Origin of the sequence: Xanthobacter flavus (assembly GCF_017875275.1) — a bacterium.
Lineage (GTDB): Bacteria > Pseudomonadota > Alphaproteobacteria > Rhizobiales > Xanthobacteraceae > Xanthobacter > Xanthobacter flavus_A.
On the sequence record NZ_JAGGML010000001.1, the window covers coordinates 108,470 to 125,002 of the forward strand.

Annotated in this window: 13 protein-coding genes; 2 read left to right on the forward strand and 11 right to left on the reverse strand. The window is 64.0% G+C overall.

The genetic code is table 11. From position 1 onward, the window contains the following. Positions 1-10: 10 nt before the first annotated feature. From J2126_RS00515 to J2126_RS00525, 3 genes are all read right to left on the reverse strand, one after another. Positions 11-253: a hypothetical protein gene (locus J2126_RS00515; protein WP_209483133.1), complete on the reverse strand. Its 243-nt coding sequence runs from the start codon at positions 251-253 to the stop codon at positions 11-13. Between the two features lie 74 nt (positions 254-327). Then, a complete protein-coding gene (locus J2126_RS25140; protein ID WP_209483135.1) occupies positions 328-807 on the reverse strand; it encodes a thermonuclease family protein in 480 nt (159 codons plus the stop codon). A 217-nt stretch (positions 808-1,024) separates the two neighbouring features. After that, a complete protein-coding gene (locus J2126_RS00525) occupies positions 1,025-1,234 on the reverse strand; it encodes a hypothetical protein (RefSeq protein WP_209483137.1) in 210 nt (69 codons plus the stop codon). Between the two features lie 111 nt (positions 1,235-1,345). On the opposite strand from J2126_RS00525, the gene J2126_RS00530 reads away from it, so the two are divergent. Next, on the forward strand, positions 1,346-2,065 hold the full coding sequence (locus J2126_RS00530; protein ID WP_209483139.1) for an SOS response-associated peptidase: 720 nt from the start codon (positions 1,346-1,348) through the stop codon (positions 2,063-2,065). Positions 2,066-2,329: 264 nt separating this feature from the next. Next, positions 2,330-4,993, forward strand: a complete 2,664-nt coding sequence (locus J2126_RS00535; protein WP_281066354.1) for a tetratricopeptide repeat protein — start codon at positions 2,330-2,332, stop codon at positions 4,991-4,993. A gap of 91 nt (positions 4,994-5,084) precedes the next feature. Here the strand turns inward: J2126_RS00535 and J2126_RS00540 are convergent, their stop codons facing one another. The 8 genes from J2126_RS00540 to J2126_RS00575 form a co-directional block, all read right to left on the reverse strand. Beyond that, positions 5,085-5,315 carry a hypothetical protein gene (locus tag J2126_RS00540; RefSeq protein WP_209483143.1) on the reverse strand — a complete coding sequence of 77 codons (231 nt, stop codon included), beginning with the start codon at positions 5,313-5,315 and terminating at the stop codon, positions 5,085-5,087. Between the two features lie 3 nt (positions 5,316-5,318). Then, positions 5,319-5,513, reverse strand: a complete 195-nt coding sequence (locus J2126_RS00545) for a hypothetical protein (RefSeq protein WP_209483145.1) — start codon at positions 5,511-5,513, stop codon at positions 5,319-5,321. Next, positions 5,500-5,880 carry a hypothetical protein gene (locus tag J2126_RS00550; RefSeq protein ID WP_209483147.1) on the reverse strand — a complete coding sequence of 127 codons (381 nt, stop codon included), beginning with the start codon at positions 5,878-5,880 and terminating at the stop codon, positions 5,500-5,502. The genes J2126_RS00545 and J2126_RS00550 overlap by 14 nt, the downstream gene beginning before the upstream one ends. After that, the gene (locus J2126_RS00555; RefSeq protein WP_209483149.1) at positions 5,880-6,746 is read right to left on the reverse strand and encodes a lysozyme; all 867 of its coding nucleotides are present in this window, start codon (positions 6,744-6,746) and stop codon (positions 5,880-5,882) included. Before J2126_RS00555 ends, J2126_RS00550 begins: the two co-directional genes overlap by 1 nt. A gap of 767 nt (positions 6,747-7,513) precedes the next feature. Then, on the reverse strand, positions 7,514-8,590 hold the full coding sequence (locus J2126_RS00560) for an SGNH/GDSL hydrolase family protein (RefSeq protein WP_209483151.1): 1,077 nt from the start codon (positions 8,588-8,590) through the stop codon (positions 7,514-7,516). After that, positions 8,590-8,955 (reverse strand): hypothetical protein, encoded by a 366-nt coding sequence (locus J2126_RS00565; RefSeq protein WP_209483153.1) that lies wholly within the window; start codon positions 8,953-8,955, stop codon positions 8,590-8,592. The genes J2126_RS00560 and J2126_RS00565 overlap by 1 nt, the downstream gene beginning before the upstream one ends. Positions 8,956-8,963: 8 nt before the next feature. Continuing rightward, on the reverse strand, positions 8,964-10,145 hold the full coding sequence (locus J2126_RS00570) for a hypothetical protein (RefSeq protein ID WP_209483155.1): 1,182 nt from the start codon (positions 10,143-10,145) through the stop codon (positions 8,964-8,966). A gap of 12 nt (positions 10,146-10,157) precedes the next feature. Beyond that, positions 10,158-16,529 carry a hypothetical protein gene (locus tag J2126_RS00575; protein WP_209483157.1) on the reverse strand — a complete coding sequence of 2,124 codons (6,372 nt, stop codon included), beginning with the start codon at positions 16,527-16,529 and terminating at the stop codon, positions 10,158-10,160. Between the last annotated feature and the right edge of the window lie 4 nt (positions 16,530-16,533).

A 16,533-nucleotide genomic window follows, 5' to 3' on the forward strand; every position in this document is an offset into this window, starting at 1 on the left:
GCCGACGGTTTCACTGCCCCACGGCATCCTTCACGCACTTGGTGGTGAAGCTGGTCTGCGCGGCGCCGTGCAGCTTCTTGTCGGCCGCCTGAGTGGTGCAGGCCGCAGTCGCGTCTTTCTGGCATTTGGTGAGGAAGCTCGTGCGCGCCGCGCCGGCGAGCTTCTTCGCGTCGGCGTTTGCGACGCAGGTATCCGCCGAGGCGGCGGCAGCCGAAAGCGACAGCAGGGCGAGCGCGATTACGAGCGTCTTCATGATTCCCTCCCACGGACGAAGCCGGAGGCGGGAGGTTATCACCCGGGGCGACGACGTTCGACCATGCCGAAACGTCACCGATGCCCTTTACGCCAGTCCCAAGGGGCGACGAACTCGGTAGCCCACATGCCCGCGCCGGCGGTGCGCGCCTCGTCCTCCTGAGGGAGGTATTCCCGGCTGTACCCAACGAAGGCGAGCGCCCAGCCGGCGCGAACCATAGAGGCGCCGACATCCTGCCCCTCCACCGCGCAATGGGCGAGCATCCGGCCGTAGCGGTCCTTTCCAGCCTCCGTGCAAGTGACGGTGTGCTCCGCCAGAAGGTCGGCGAGGAAGAAGGCCGCCTTCTGGCCGCAGCGGACCACCTGGCCCGTCTCCTTGGACATGCACGTCTGCCGGCTCTCTGGCGCGTCAATGCCCTCCAGCCGGATCCGGGCGCCATGGATCTCAATCGTGTCCCCGTCGATCACAGAGGCCCGGCCGGCAAGAGACTCGGCATTGGCAGCCGCCATTGCGGCAAGGCTCAGAATGGCCGCCGATGTCGCCGCACGACTCATTCCCGCCCTGCCCTGCTCTGCTCCGGCTTCGTCCAGTCCTTATCCAGGAAGATAGCAGCCTCCAGGATCGCTGCGAGGAACGCGGACAGCGCCCGATACTCGGGAGAGCTGATAGGCGCGATGGCCATCAGCTGAACAACGCTACGCCGGGCCGCTGCGACGGTCTGGATGAACTCCTCCGTCTGGGTCGTTGACCAATGACGCTTTGTGCGGCGAGTCATGATCCGGACGCCGCCCCACCGCGCCGGAAGCCGGCCGACACCAACACCATGAGCCGGGACATCTCATGCTCGAGATAGGCCTGTCCGACCAGCAGGGCGCGGATGGTTGCCCGAGGATCCCCGTCGCAGGCCGCTAAGGCCTCGTCTATCTCGGCATCGCTGACGTCAAAAGGGGCTCGCTCGGCGGGCTGGGGCTCGCTCGACATGGTCATCTCCGGCACTGATCTGCGCCTATGGATTCCATGAGAACGAAAAGAGAACAAGCCACGAGATATAGGGGCTGGCGCATGGCCGGCGCTGTGCCGTAGCTTCGGCCCATGTGCAACCTCTACAGCCACACCTCGAACGTCCAAGCGATCATCGACCTGACGCGCGCCACGCGGAGCCTCGTCGGCAATCTGGCTCCGCAGCCGGGGATTTTCCCGGACTATGAGGCGCCCATCGTTAAGACGGGTGCCGACGGCGCACGCGAGATAGCCATGGCGCGTTGGGGCATGCCGTCTTCGCAACTGGCGCTGATCGAGGCGGCAAAGAAGCGCGCGGCGAAGCTGGAGGCCAAGGGGCAGGCCGTCGATTTCAAGGAGCTGCTGCGCCTAGAGCCGGACAGCGGCACCACGAACATACGCAACACTTCGAGCAGGCACTGGCAGCGCTGGCTGGCGCCCGAGAACCGTTGCCTCGTGCCGTTCACCAGCTTCAGCGAATTCAACAAGGCCGCCGGGGGGGACGTGTGGTTCGCCTTCTCGGAGGAAAGGCCCCTCGCCTTCTTCGCCGGGATCTGGACGGCCGGATGGACCTGCGTCCGCAAGATGAAGACCGGCGTGGAGACCGTAGACCTGTTCGGCTTCCTTACCACCGAGCCAAGCGAACCCGTCGCCAGCATCCATCCGAAGGCGATGCCCGTCATCCTGACGGAGCCGACAGAGATCGACGCCTGGATGCACGCACCGTGGGAAGACGCGAAGGCGCTCCAACGACCGTTGCCGGCCGGTGCGCTGCAGATCCTGGCGCGAGGAATTAAAAAGGATGGCGCTTAGCCGATATCGGTGCGGCTCGCACGCTGTTCAGCCTCGACATGCGCCCCGGAGAGAGCCGAGGGTGCATCCGCCTAAACGCAGAACATCCTGCTCAAGGTAAGCTTGCCCGACCAGGAGAGCGCGGATCGTCGCCCGGGGATCCCCATCGCAGGCCTCCAAGGCCTCGTTTATCTCCGCACCGCTGACGTCAAAAGGGGTTCGCTCGGCGGGCTGCGGCTCGCTGGACATGGTCGTCTCCGGCGCTGATCTGCTGTTATGGATCCTATGAGAACAAAAGGAGAACCGGCCACGAGATATAGGGGGTCAGGGCAAGCTGATAGGGTCCAAACTCCTGGCGTGGCACCAGGCACTAGGCCATGGGCCAGGCAATGTCGTAGGATCAGCTCGCGGCCACGCCTGGGGGAGGTAGATTTGCGAGCATTTCTTTCTCATTCGTCCTTAGACAAGGGCTTCGTGGAGGCTGTCGCTGAAACCATGCGGGCGGGCACGTATGAGTTAGATTCGATCACATTCGATGCGGGGCTTGTGAACTCCGCAGCAATTCAGGCGGCATTGAAGCGGTGCGATCTATTTTGCCTTTTTCTGTCACGCTCATCCGTACGATCCTCCTATGTTGACTTCGAGGTATTGCTTGGAACCGAATTTCTCGCGCGCGGCTCCATTTCTCGCTTTATAGCAATTTGCCTCGATGATGAGGCTTTCACTCTGGCGAGCGATAATATTAAATTCTACAATATAGTTCGCAAATCTCTCACGCCAGAAGCATCCGCCCGCCTTATAATGGGGCAACTAGTTTCCGCGTCCAATAAGCTTGAACATTTCACACACCCTTTTGTTGGACGGACCGACGAACTTAAGAATCTCGAAGCACAGGCCTCCGACTACCAACGACCTCCACTAAAATGCCTTTATATATCTGGCAATTCTGGAACTGGCCGGCGGTCTCTCGCAGCTAAATTTTACGAAAATCATTTTACACATGTGGGACGCATATTTCCTGAAGTCCATATATCTAAATATGATGGCGCATATGAACTATATTTCAACATTCTAAGGGAGCTCAGACCTACAATTTCAGTCAGCGATCTGAGAACAAGAATGACGAGCATTTCAATTTCGAGCGCCGATCAAATAATGACCATTGCCGCTCATCTATTAAATTCTCTACTACCGAGCAATGAAGCGGCATTTTTGATTGATGAAGGCGGCGTCCTTACACAGGCGGGCGCACTGACACCTGAAATGACGATGCTAATCAAGCACCTCGAAGCTCGCCCACATCCACCAGCCACATTCATTTCCCCGCGAATGGTGCCCAAGCGCTATCGTACACAATTCCCGGACGTCGCCTTTCTACCCATCACGGCTATGGAATGGAGCGACGCGTTTAGATTAACATCAACCCTTCTTAAACGGAAATCCGTCGAAATTGACGAAAATTCACTAAACCAAATTATTTCCCTTACAGACGGGCACCCATTCAATATCTATCGAATAGTTGAAGATATTCATGAAGTTGGCGTCAAAGCGTTTTTGGCAAACCCCTCAAATTATATCGAATGGAAACATCTCCAGACATCCGAGTATATTGAAAAAATTGATCTTTCTGATGTCGATTGCTTCGTTTTAACAATTTTGAAGAACATTCCGGTATTAGATTTTGATACCATTTCGGCGGCTCTGAAAACTGCTCCGGATGTTTTGTCGGACTGCCTGCAGAAGCTGACGCTTCTACATGTCGTAGATAGCGAAGGCGATCGCTTTCGCCTATCTCCCGCCTTAAGGACAGCGATTGAACGAGACGCGCGCATCAAGATGCCGCCCGACCTGCAAGTGCAAGCCACCTCAGTTGTGGCTCACTCGCTGAGCCTTCGGATAGAAGACGGAACCGCGCCAGTTTCGCTCGTCGATTCGGCTGTCCTCGCCAGCGTGGAAAGCGGAGAGGCTTTAACCGAATTGGCTGCCGCATTCTTGCTGCCCTCTCACTACGTCTGGCTAGCGAAACTCCGCTACGATCAGCGCGATTGGCTAGAGAGTATCCGATTCGGCCTGGAAGCTCTCAAGGGCGAAGCACGCCTCTCAACAAATGGACTGATCTCCGCTTGCCGTTCTGTTTGTCTTGCTGCGGCGCGAACGGGAAACGACCCTGTATTCACTCGCGCGATCGCCAAACTGCAGGCACGATCCAAGGATCACTGGATACGCAGCAATGTAAAATATCTTCAGGGATTTCAGCTTCGCATGAGGGGGCTGATTCCAGCCGCCCACGATTTATTTCAAGAGGCGTATGATTTATATGAGGGAAATATATCAGCAATACGAGAGCTGGCAGCGATAGCTCTTTATAGAGGAGATCTAGAACAGGCTGAGACGTTAGCTCGCAAAGCATACGGATTTTCGCAAAACAACGTCTATATGATAGACATGTTGCTAACAATTCTCATAAGGAAGTCAAATTCAAAGACTATGTCCAACGAGATGTCCGACCTTTTTTCAAAGCTCGAGCGAGTCGGTGAAGAAAACGGCCGTTCATTTTACACGACGCGACGGGCCGAATTTGAGCATTTGAGAGGCGACAACAATGCCGCAGCATCACTGATTTCGATCGCCGCATCGAAAACTCCTACGATATTTGAAGTTAGGCGACTGCAGGCGGAGATTTTTTTGAAGGCTGGAAATAAAAATAAAGCATACGAAGCCCTTCAAGCCATGGACAAGATGGTTCACGGGAACAGTATATCTGAAGGCCGATCAAATTACAGATTTTTTCTGGAGACAAAGGCACACTACCTTACTGATATCGGACAGTTTTCTGAAGCGAAGGATTTGTTCGAGGATACGTCATATTTTTCAAAGGCTGAACGAGATAGGGAAATTAAAAATATTGAAGTAGCGCAGTCGTTTTACGACATGAGACGGAGACCATAATTATTATACACCGCCGCGCTAATTCTCAAAGCCCCCTCTGGTTACACAATTATGTCGGACGTTGAGCGTGCCAATTAAATGTGATGGCCGGCTATCTCACTGGCCACCCGACAATCGTGCCGAGCTTCACGAGGAAGCCGCCGGCCGCGCCGATCACCATTGCGATCCCGACCAAAAACCAGCGCGCGCCACGCGCCTGCTGAAGGAGGGCGTGCATGGAATCAACCTTGGTGGACATGTTCGCCAAGGTTTTTTCCATGTGCTCCATCTGGGTCTCCAGGCGGATCACCCGGTCGCGCGTGTCGGTTTCGACGTCGCTCATGGACTACCCCTTCGCGAACTGAGCGCGCACCGCCTCGTACCAGTCGCGGCACGCGGCGAGATGGCCATTGGCCTGAAGGAAGGCCGCTCCCACCTTGGCGAGGGCCACCCGTGCGTCTGTCCCGCGCGGGATGGCCGGCGGATCGACGGGCTTGCAGGCGGGCGGAAGCGGGGGGAGGGACCGCTTAAGGCCGGCCACCCCATCCTGGCAGCCGGTCAAGGACATCATCAGCAGAGCAGCCGGGACGGCCGGCAAGAGATTCCAGCGCATCGGTCGCCTCCTTGAGCTTGCGCGCCTGTTCGTCGAGCTGGGATTGAAGGGTGGAGGCGTGGGCGCCGGCGGCGGTGGCCGCAGCGGCGTCGGCCTTCGAGACCGCCGCTTGGCCGCTCTCCCGCAGCCACGCCTCCCGAGCGTCGCCGCCATAGTCCATCGCCACCCAGCCGGCGGCGGCGATGGCATAGACGAGGGCGATCTTCTCCCCGAGGTAGCGCCGGGCCGCGAGATAGGCGGCCACGGCGCCGATGGCATAGAGCCACCAAGGGATGATGGAGAGAAGCCACTGCATCAGGCCGCTGCCTCTGCCGCCCGCGCAGCTTCTCCGCCGAGCCACGTCGGCCACCACCGGGGGAGCTTCCCTGCCGCCTTGGCGCGGGAATAGGCGGCATAGGCGAGGCCTCCGAGAATCACGAGGCCGGCAATGAGCCCGAGCACGGTCCCGGCCTGGATGCGGTCAATGCCGCCCTGCGCCTGGTCGATCACCTCCAGCGCCTTGTCGGCGGTGAAGCCGCCGGCGGGCACGGACGCCGCGGCGGTGCCCTGGATGACGCCGGACTGGGAAAGCGGCTGCTCCTCTACCGGAGCGTCCGGCACGACGGTGCCGGTGGGGACGCCCGCGCCGGCGGCGATGGGCTCCACGACCCGGGCCACGGCCTTGCGGGTGAACAGGGCGCCTTCCGCCTCGCGACGCCGTTCCAGCCCGCGCAGGGTCTGCCCCTTGGACTTGACCCACTGCATGAGGCCAGGGCGCACCGCGCCATAGTCGCCGCGGTTGAGGGCCTTGACGAAGCTGGCGCGGCCGATCGCGCCGGTATTGAAGTCGAAGGACACGAGCGCCGCGAACTGGTTGTCCGTCAGCGGCACCTTCACCGTCCGGGCCACGCGGTCCTCGCACTCGTCGAGGTCCGCGTCGAGGATCGCGCACGCCTCCGGCTCGGTGATGCGCAGGCCCTTCCTGATCTTGAGCGGGTGCTGGGCATCGTCCGTGTGGCCGTAGCCGATGGTCAGCGTGCCCTTGGGCTTGCTACCGTCCCATTCGCGGTAGCCATAAGGGACGCCCTTCACCGGGCGCAGGTCGTCGTAGACGAAGGGGACGAAGCTCTCGTAGGACTTCACGAGCGCCAGCCCCGCCGCGTTGATGTCGCGTCGTGCCATGGTTCACCTATGATGTGCTGGAAATGAAAAAGCCGCCCGGAGGCGGCCGTGTTAGAATGGGAGCGTTCGCCTCAAGCCCTGACACTTGGGCGGACGGGAGCCGGGTGACCTACCCCCATAGGTCACCCGGCTCACTTTCGCAGTGCACCAATTTTCCGCTAAGGACGAGCAGCCGCCTTCACGCGCCACGTGGAGCCGGTCAGAGCCGGGCGGCAAGGCCCCTAAACCATGGCCTCCCGGCTCGTCCTGCCCATGGTCGTAAGCCGAGCTTCAGGAATTCGCGATGATCGCTGTCACCATCGCATTCGCAGCCCTTGTGGTGCTGGTGCTCAGGCTCCCGGCTTAAACACGAGCTCTGGGTAAAAGCGGCCCTACCTCCTGCGCGTGCAACCGGCTCACCGCTACCTCAATTGGAGGATGCACGCCCTGCCGCCCTGCGGCACCATGCTCGCATTCATTGAGCTGGTGTCAGGGGGGCAACCATGCGCGTTGACTGGATTGTTATCTGCACTGCAGCATTTGTCTTCGGCGCGCTCTGGCTGGTTCTGCAATAAGCATCGCCAACCGCCAAAATTGGAGGGCTCGAATGCCGGGGCTGCTCGAGCTCGTCGTGGTCGCGCTCGTGATAGCTGCCATTATGGCCGCATGGTTGAGCCGCCGCTGACGGTGCGATACTGCCAATTTGAGGCTACGCCTGCCTTGGCTTCGTGCCTCGTTTCCAAGTCTCACATGAGCTGGCCATGGCGGTCAGGAAGAGAAGCGAGCGATCAGAACAGCGCCTTGTCATAGGCCGCCGCCCGTCGCCCGTTGCCGGCGGCGTTGGGGTGCACCGTGTCTGCCATGAAGCCCGCCGCCACCGCCGCCGCATAGGCGCCGAGAGTGTCCCGGTCATCCAGGTAGCCGCACCCGCGGGCGATAGCGACGCCCTTCAAGACGCGGTCATACCTTGCAAGGAAGGTGCTGCCCGCGTCGGAGCTATCGTTCGGACGCACCAGCATGACCTGGGTGCCCCCGCTCTGCCAGCGGCCCACGAGCTTGTCGATCAGGTGGCCGTAGCCCCCGTCATCGAGCGTCACCCGGTCGTTCATCCCGCCGTTGAGTAGGTAGACGTCAGGCCGCAGCATCTCCATCCACTTGCGGCCCCAGGCATCATCGAGGCTGGCGTGCTGCGAGAGATAAGTCCCGGAGATGCCGCAGTTGGAGAGCGTCGCCCCGCCGCTATCCCTCAGGAAGTCGGCACCGAACAGCACGACATTTCCCGTGATCGAGAAGACCGCGATCCCAGTCGCGGCCACGCCGTCTTGATAGATGTCCACGGCGCATAGCTCTCCGGTCGGATAGCGCGCGCCATCCACGCTTGCACCAGTTGCGCCGTCGCCGGCGGAGACCACACCAAACGAGCCGCCGGCACCGAGCTCGAAGTAGATGCGGCATCGGTCCCAGGCAACGCCGGGGTCCAAGCCTGCATATCCACCGGCGACGCCGACATAGGAGGTTCCCAACCCACACAGGGAATGGGATCGCGGCCCACTGTCCCAGGCGGGGTTCCCGACAAGGAAGGGGGTCACGGTGCCGCTGGTGGCCCCATTGTAGAAGCCGGGCTGGAGCGCGTCGAACCACACGAGGCCCGGCCCGCCATCGCCGAGGCGCCGCTTGAGCCGGCTTGTGAGCGACGGGATATAGGACGACACAGGATTCCCGCCGCCGGCCGTGAGGCTATCGATGCCGGCCAGCACGCGCACATGGCGCTGGGGAGCGACCTTCGCGCGACCGAGGGGGTTGAGCCGGCGGAGGGAGCGCAGCGCGCTGCCGGCGAGCTGCTGCGCAGTGGTGTCCATGCTCATCAGGAGATCCGATAGCTGACTGGGCCGGAAGTGAAGTCGGAGCACTCGAGGTAATAGTCCACGCCCGGCTCGCCCTCCTCCGCCCGCTCGGAGGCCGGTGCCGTCCAGACGTAGATGGTTTCGCCGCCGGCGGTCAGCTCGTGCTTGGTCACGCCGCCGTCGAAGGAGCGCTTGAGGGTCAGCGTCGCCACGAAGTCCCCGGAGATGGTGACGTTGAACACCTGGCCGGCATTCGGCCGGAAGGGGCCGCTCAATCCGTCGGCAATGAAGGTGCCCTCGACGGGAGCCGGGCGCCCGTCGTCGGCAGCCCCCGGCAGGCCGACGATGGCGACCTTCTGGATTTCGTATCGAACTGGGGAGGTCATGGTGCACCTCAGGAGGTGGGCGGGGTGATGCGGATGAAGACGAGGGCGACGCGCACCACGCCGCCCGTGAAGTTGCCGCCGTTGGCCGTGAACCTCACGGCGCGGCCGACATTGAAGACACCGGTCCCGACCGAGCCGATGTTCGTCGAGCCGGCTCCCGTGGGCAGCGCGGCGGCGAAGGTGTCGCCATCGTCGGCCGTGCCGACGTCAAAGGACCCGGCGCCGGTGACCGCCGCTGTCACGCGCGTCGAGACGGCGAGGAGAATGGCTCCGGCTGGGATTGTGATGGTGGAGTCGGAGGTCGCACCGGCCAAGGCCACTGCCTCTTCCTGCACCAGGATGTCCGCCCGCGCGCCAGCCGCTGCAAGAGCAAGAGCGTCCAAGCCCGCAGCTCGGCGCTTGGCCATGTCAGTGACAAAGGTAGGGACGGGAGACCGCGCCGGGCCAGGCGCCGCGGGATCGTGGAGCGCGATCTGATCCGTGGCGAAGCTGATGTTCGCCTTCGCCGTCACCTCGGACAGGTCGAGGGCGAGACCGACGTCATCGGCCAGGGCGCCGCCGCCGGAAAGCCCGGTGCCGGCGGTAATCACGCGAGACGAGGGAACGCTGCCAGCCGCGGCAATCGCTCCGGCGAGCGCCTTCTTCTGCTTCCCGGAATCGCTGGCATCAACCACCGCCACATAGTCGGCCACCGGGTCCACCTCTGCGAGCACATCAAGGCCGGCAATATCGAGCCTGAGGATACGGTTCTCGGTCAGGTCGCCGCCGCCGGAGAGCCCCTCCCCCGCCTCCACCTTCCGCGCCGGGGACACCGCCGCGCCGGCAGTCGAGGCCTGGGCGAAGGTAATGGAGCCGGTGCCCACCGGCACGGGGTTGAGGGAGGAGACCCACCACTCGGTGTTCGCGCCTGCGAAGCCGTCGGTCACGAACACGCGCGTGCCCCGGGTCACCTCCTTTTTGCTATCGAAGTCCGACGCCCGTTCCCAGTTCCCGGCCCGTGCGATCCAGATGCCGTTCTCGTGCTTCGCGGTCTGGTCCTTCACCAGCACCCGGTCACCATCGATCAGCGTGATGGCGTCGAGTACGTCGAGCCCATTGAGCGCAATGTTGACGCCGGGGGTGGCCACGCGGCACGGCCCCTTGATCGCCGCGGCCGTGATGAAGCCGGCGGCAAGGTCGGTCATTCCCATGGTGGTGATCCCTTACTGCGCGCCAACCTTGAGGGTGCGCTTGCGCGGCTTCATGCCGAGCGCATCGCCTAGCCCATCTTCGAGGTTGTCGATTGCTCGTCTGAGGAACCAGAAGTTCTGGCCCGGCAGGAAGGAGCGGCGGAGCGCCGCGAGGTCTGCGCGGTGAGCGTAAGGCGCCTGTCCTCGAGGACGGGCCATGTCGCCAATGAAGCGACCTCCCGAAAAGACAGCGTCCTGCACCTTGCCGGCGACGGGGCCAAGAAGTGTCCCCATCTCGTTGACGTTGGAGTAGCGCGATGTGTATTCGCCGGTGAGAGCAGACAGCCCTACCCGACCGGACGTGGCTTTTTCCGCTATCGTGTTGGCTTGATCCAGCCACCCCAGAAGCCCCGACGTGCTCAGGCCCTCCACCACCAGCTTCACCGGATCGGTCGGAATCTCCCGCCCCTGCACCGCCTGCCGCGCGGCATAGCTCATTGCGCCCAGCCCAATCATGGCGGCGAAACCCATGATGGCGCGGGCATCGCGCTGTTGGATGCCAGCCAGAGTCACCGTCTGCGCCGTGGCGGTCATGAAGCTTTGGAACTGGAAAACCAGCCGGCCCACCTCATTGCCCTGCGACCAGAACGGCCGCTCCATGCCTGGCCGGACGATGGAGCGCTCCACCCCGCGGCCCACCGCGATGCTCATGGCCTCGGCGGCGCCCTGGTCCTGCCAGGCGCTGGTGTTCGTGAGCCAGAGTCCATCGAACCGCTCGCCGCCATTGTCGGCGCTGAATTCCTTCCAGATGCGAGCCGCCATGGGCTCGGAAATGCCGAGGTCGGCGAGCATCTCCCGCTGGCGCCCCGACAGCCGGCCATCCGTCGCCGCCTGTGCCGCCTTGAGCGTCTTGCTCATCACCGTGTAGCCGACGACGCGCTCCCCCATGTCGGTCCACTGCGGCAGCATGGTAAGAGCCATGAACTTGTTGACGCTCGCGCCCACCGCGCGCTCCAGCGGCGAGCCCCGGCCGTAATCGTCGAGAACATCCGAGAATGCCGCCATGCGGGCGTTCAGCTCCAGGTCGAGCCCCACGCCCATCAGCTTCAGCTCCTCCTTGGCACGCCCCCCAACCTCCCGGCCGATGGAGGTGACGAAGGGCGCCCAGCCATTGCCCAGCAGCTCGATCATTCCGTGGCGCACCAGCGGCGTGGCGAGGTCGGACATGGCCGAGATCACAACCGAGCCGAGAGAGGTGAGGATGTTGAAGCCGCGGGCGACGCGCGCCGCCTGATGGCCGACACCCTGCGGGTTGTCCGGCATCCCGAACAACCCGCGCTGCCTCTCCAGCAGCTTCATGAGCGTCTCGATGTCGTCGTCGGCCCGCTTCTTGATGCGCTCGTTCGCCGCCTCGATCTCCTTCGCCGTTGGCTCCCGGCCGGTCCTGGCCTGATAGTCCGAGGCGAACTGGTCCATCTGCCGCTGGGCTTCGTCCACGATCTCCCTGAACACCAGGGAGCCGTCGGCGCTGATGTGCTTCAGGCCTCCCATGTCCGTGACGGAGCCGAAGCGCTGGACGATGGCCATGTCCATCTCCATCTGCTCAATCATCACGCGGGCGACGTGCTCGATGTCCGTCTCCAGCCATTTCGCCTTGGTGTCGAACGGCATGGCGAAGGTGCGCCCCTGGAAGGTCCTCCCCAGTTCCTCCTTGCCCGAGCGAATGGCCGCGCCGGTTGGGGCCTGATCGTCATAGGGGAAGCGTCCCGCAGGCGTGCCCACCACCCGCTGCCAGGTTTCCTCCGCGCGGGCGCGCAGTTCGTCCGGGGTCAGGTCGGTCCGCGCCTTCAGGATGGCCTCCGCGGCATCATCCACGGCGCTATCAGCGGTCTTGAGCCGCGGCGCATCGGCGGGCGCGCCCTCGGTCGCGGCCTCCCTCTTTTCCAGCGCGCGCTTGGCCCCCTTCGAGCTGTTGCCGTTCCAGGCCCCCACCACCTCTTCCATCTTGGTCCGCAAGGCGGCGGCCTCCGCGTCATGGTTCGCCATGGCGGCTTCCAGCATCTGCCGGCGCACGGACAGGTCGATGGCGCGATCCGAGAGCGTCTCCATCCGGTCCTTGTTGGCGGTGAGCGCACGGAGCGCCTCCTCCGCTTTCGTCTCGGCACGTCCCATGCGCCGACGCACGCCGGCAAGCGCCACCATCGCGTCGCGCACCGCGGCCCGCGCCGAGGTGCGTTCCCCGAGAGCCCCTTCCAACGCCTGCCGCGCCTCCTCCGCGAGCGCGCCGCCGGTCATGCCTTCCGAGCGCAGGTCCTCCTCGCCGGAGAGTCGGCGCTCCAGGTCCTCCAGAGTCTGAGGCCGGCCCTCCTCGCCGCGCAGGAAGGTGGCGACGTCATCCAGCGTGCGCAGCGTGGTGCCGCGCTCGGCCGCCATCTGCTGGATCTCCTGAGCAACCCGTGATTGCCCGGCATATTCCGCATCGAGCTGGCGCGCCTCCCACCAGCCAGGCTCTTCGCCCCGCGCCGCGGCCGCGATCCAGTCTTCGACCTGCTGCGGCGTCGGACGCTCCGGGAGCAGCCCGCCGGCCTCCTCCGCTATGGCTTCGCCAAGCTCGTCCAGGGAGCGGCCCTGTTTTGTGACGACGCCGCGCGGCAGGTCATGCCCTTTCAGGATGCCTTCGGGGTCGGCGACACCTCCCCGCCGAGAGACCCACCGCAGGAAGGAGGGGGGCTCATAGCTCCGCTTGCGCCCGATCACGATCTCCGCAGCAAGGCGAACACCAGAGAGCACCGCATCCCGCTCGAACCGCGCCGCCCGCGCGATATCCGTCTGGGTCCGGGGCTTGGCGAGGCGGCTCATCTCCCGCGCCTGGGCGCGAAGGTCATCGATCTCCGCCCGTGCCTCGGGGCTGTTGAGGTCCGCTTTCACCGCGCCGACGAACTCGTCGAGCGAGGTGGCCTGCTCCGCCGCGCCCGCGGCCTGTCCCTCGAGCTGATCCGCGCGCCGGCCGGCCCGCCGGGCCTCCATGCCCCGCTCGCTGGTGCGCGCCGCCAGCTCCTGCTCCTGCCGGTCCACGGTGTCCATGCGGCTCTGGAGCTTGCGCGCGCGCACGTCCATCTCGTCCCGCTGCTGGGCAAGCTCCTGCATGCGGGACTGAAGGCGGGCCTTCACCTGCTGGTCGGCCGCGTAGAAGCCGGCGGTGTCCTGCACGAACGCCTGCTTCCGCTTTCCGACCAGGCGGGTGTTGAACAGGTGCGTGGCATAGGAGAGCGTGCCCACCGGGCTCGGCTTCTCGTTCCAGATGCCGATCTCCACCGCCTTGTCGGCCAGCGCGTCGGCGATCTTGCGGAACTCGCCGGCCGCTTTCGCGACCTCAGGGATGGCGTGCTTGTCGCCCATGTTGGCGGCGTGGAACACCTCGGACTTGAAGTCGGCAAAGTCGAGATGCTGCTGGTCAGGGAACATCTGCCGCACGTTGTCGCCGAACCGCTTGTGCCGGCCGAAACGATATTCGCTGTAGAGGTCCTCCAGCGTGCGGGTGAAGCCGGCAAATTTCGCCCGGGCGAGGCGCCTCACATCATCGAGGTTGCCGCGCAGGCCGATGGCCTCATCCGCGGCGGTGGGAATGCCCTCGGCGTTCTTAGCGTAGGAGAGGCGCCCGTCGCCGATCCATTCCGCGGCGCGCCGGGTGGCGGCGATGGGCGATGTCTGCACGAAGGCGATGGGCGAGCCGTACATGGGCGTCTTCCCCGCCACCTCCGCGGCGCCGAGGGAGGACTTCAGCCGGTTGCCCTCCTCCCACCGGTATGCGGCGCCGCCAGAGGCACCGAGCCCGCCGACGCTGTCCGGACGCTCTTCCGCGGCCAGCATCCGGTCCATGACGCCGCGAATCTCATCCGGGATCGGCTCGCCGAGGTCGCTCAAGCTCTTGTAGATGGCGGTGAGCCACGCCTTGAACTGGTCGAAGGCCCGCTGGAGCGCCGAGGACGGGGCCTTGCCGTCCCGCAGGTATTGCTCGAATCCCTCCGCCCACTTCTCATGCTCCGCCCGGCCGATCTTGGAGGCGTCGTCCACGCCCAGCCAGGAGAGCACCTGATCGAGGTCCTCCTTCATGGCGGGGCTCACCTCGGCGTCCCGGATCAGCTCGGAAAGCCAGAGGTGGGAGGACTCGTGCATGAAGGTGGACTGGTCCCGGCCCTTGAACATCTCGATCAGAGCGCGGTTGCTCTCCATCGTGATGGCACCGCGGGGCACGCCCTCGCCGGGCTGGAAGACCGAGAAGGCGTGGGGAGGCAGATTCTTGAAGGCGGCCACCACTTCGGATACATTACGAGGCGTTGCGCTGGCAGGCCGCGCTGACGGGTCGCTTTGCTGGGCTTTGCCCACAGACGCCGAAATAGCCTGCCGCCCTTCCTCCTTCGGACTCGGCGCAAGGTCGAAGCCCTCCATGTGATAGAGGCGGCTTCCATCCTTGGGAAATTTCTTGATCACCAGCCGGGCCGTGAAATCGCGTCCGTCCAGGATGATATGGACAACACCGTAGCTGTAGTCCGGAAGGCTTCCGTTGTAGATCACCGAGCTCTGGATGATATCCGGCAGGTTCTGGATGAGCCGTCTCTTGATATCGTTGGTGAAACCGGACAAGACCTTCTTCGTCACGTCGCGACTGATGCCGATGGCCTGACCCGTGGTCGCCGTATAGGTCCCCCGAACGGACATCAGGTCTTGCAAGGCCTCGTGTGGCGTGCGAGCCGGAAGATCGTTCAGATAGAGCGGCGGGACCGGCGTGTTGGGATCGATCTCGATGGGCAACTGTCGGGATCCCGTGTTCTTTTCCGACTGGAACATCCGCGCCATCGCCTCGGGCGTCCGGCCCTCCGGCGGCACGCTGGCGAGGGCATGCTCGAACGCCTGGATGCGCGTGCCCGTGGCGCCGGGATCGGCCGCCTCCTCCGCGCGCAGGCCTGCCAGCTCCTCCTCCATACGCCGGGGCGAATAGAAGGCCCCGTCCACCTTCCGGTGCCACTGGACCGCTTCAGGGTTCCGCTTCGCCCAGAAGGCATGACCGTCGGGCAGGAGGGTGCCGGAGGGCACCATGGCCGTGCCCATCTCCTTCTCCACCACGTCATAGAGCTTGCTCGCGTAGCCCTTGCCGCGCTCGCGGGACGGCACGTTCGTCCAATCGACCTCCCAGCGGCCATCATCCCGGCGCACCAGCTCCACACGGCCAAGAATGCCCTCGATACCCTCCGGCAGGCGCTGCCCCTCCGAGGGCTTCGGAAACAGGTCGAAGGCCACCACGTCGTGCCCACCGGCGCCCCGGCGCACCGAGCCGCGCACCACCATGTCGTCTCCGACCGGGATTTCCTTCCATCGCGCCGCCTGGGCCAGCACATCGTCGCCCAGCGCCTCGGGGGCCTCGCCCGCCCGTACATCGATCCCCTCCTTCCGATAGAGGTCGAAAGCGCTCTCGCCGAGGCCGCGCCGCTCCGCGCGTGCCGCATAGTGTGCCTCCAAGATGGCTGCATTCGCTGCGGCTTCCTCCTCCGCCAGTCCGGCTTCCACAAGCTGGCGTCGCACATCGTCGAAGACCGGGCGCGGACCCACCTCGATGTTCTGGGCCAGGCGGTCAAATTCCGCCTTGGAGAGCTGGGAGGCGGACCGGCCGAGCACTTCGCCAAGGATGGTCGAACCGACACTGAAGAGGCCCCCGACGCCACCACCGAACGCCGCGCCCACTGCCGTGCTGGAGAGATAATCCCCGGGCGTGCGGGCGACGTGGGTGCCCTGCATGATCGCTTCGTTTGCAAAGCCTCCCGCCGCACCCGCCAGGGCGCCAGCTCCGATGCTCTTCGCGAGCCCAGCTCCGAGCCTGCCGACCCGGTAGACCGCGCCGGCGGGGAGAAAGGTGGTGGGGTTTGCAAAGCCGAGCGGCAAGCCGAGACCGATTGCCCAGTAGGGATGCTGGGCCTTGATCATCTCGTTCTCTTTCTCGTCCTGAAAATTCTGCTTGAGCAGATTCATCTCCGGGGCGGACCCCACATAGGCCGCGCGTCCGCGGAAGGCTGGATCGAACTCGAACTCGTAGCCTTCCATGTCGGGATAGGGGTTGTAGCTCTCGTCCCGCTTCAGCCCCCAGGTCTCGTAGGTGGAGCGGATCGTGGACACGACTTCGTTGTCATATAGGAGGGCGCCGCCCACATCCCGAATTGTGCCGAGCACCCCGCGATCAGGAAGGTTGGGGCCCTGGCGTTCGCGCAACGGCTCCATCGGGCGGGGGATGGTGAACACGTCGGGCTCGCGGGGTGTGACTTCCACCCAGCTTTCCCAAGGTTCTGTCGCCTTCGCGGGCACAGCCGGGCTCGCCTCGCTGGTGGACACCGGCAAGGTGGTTTCATCGACCATCGGA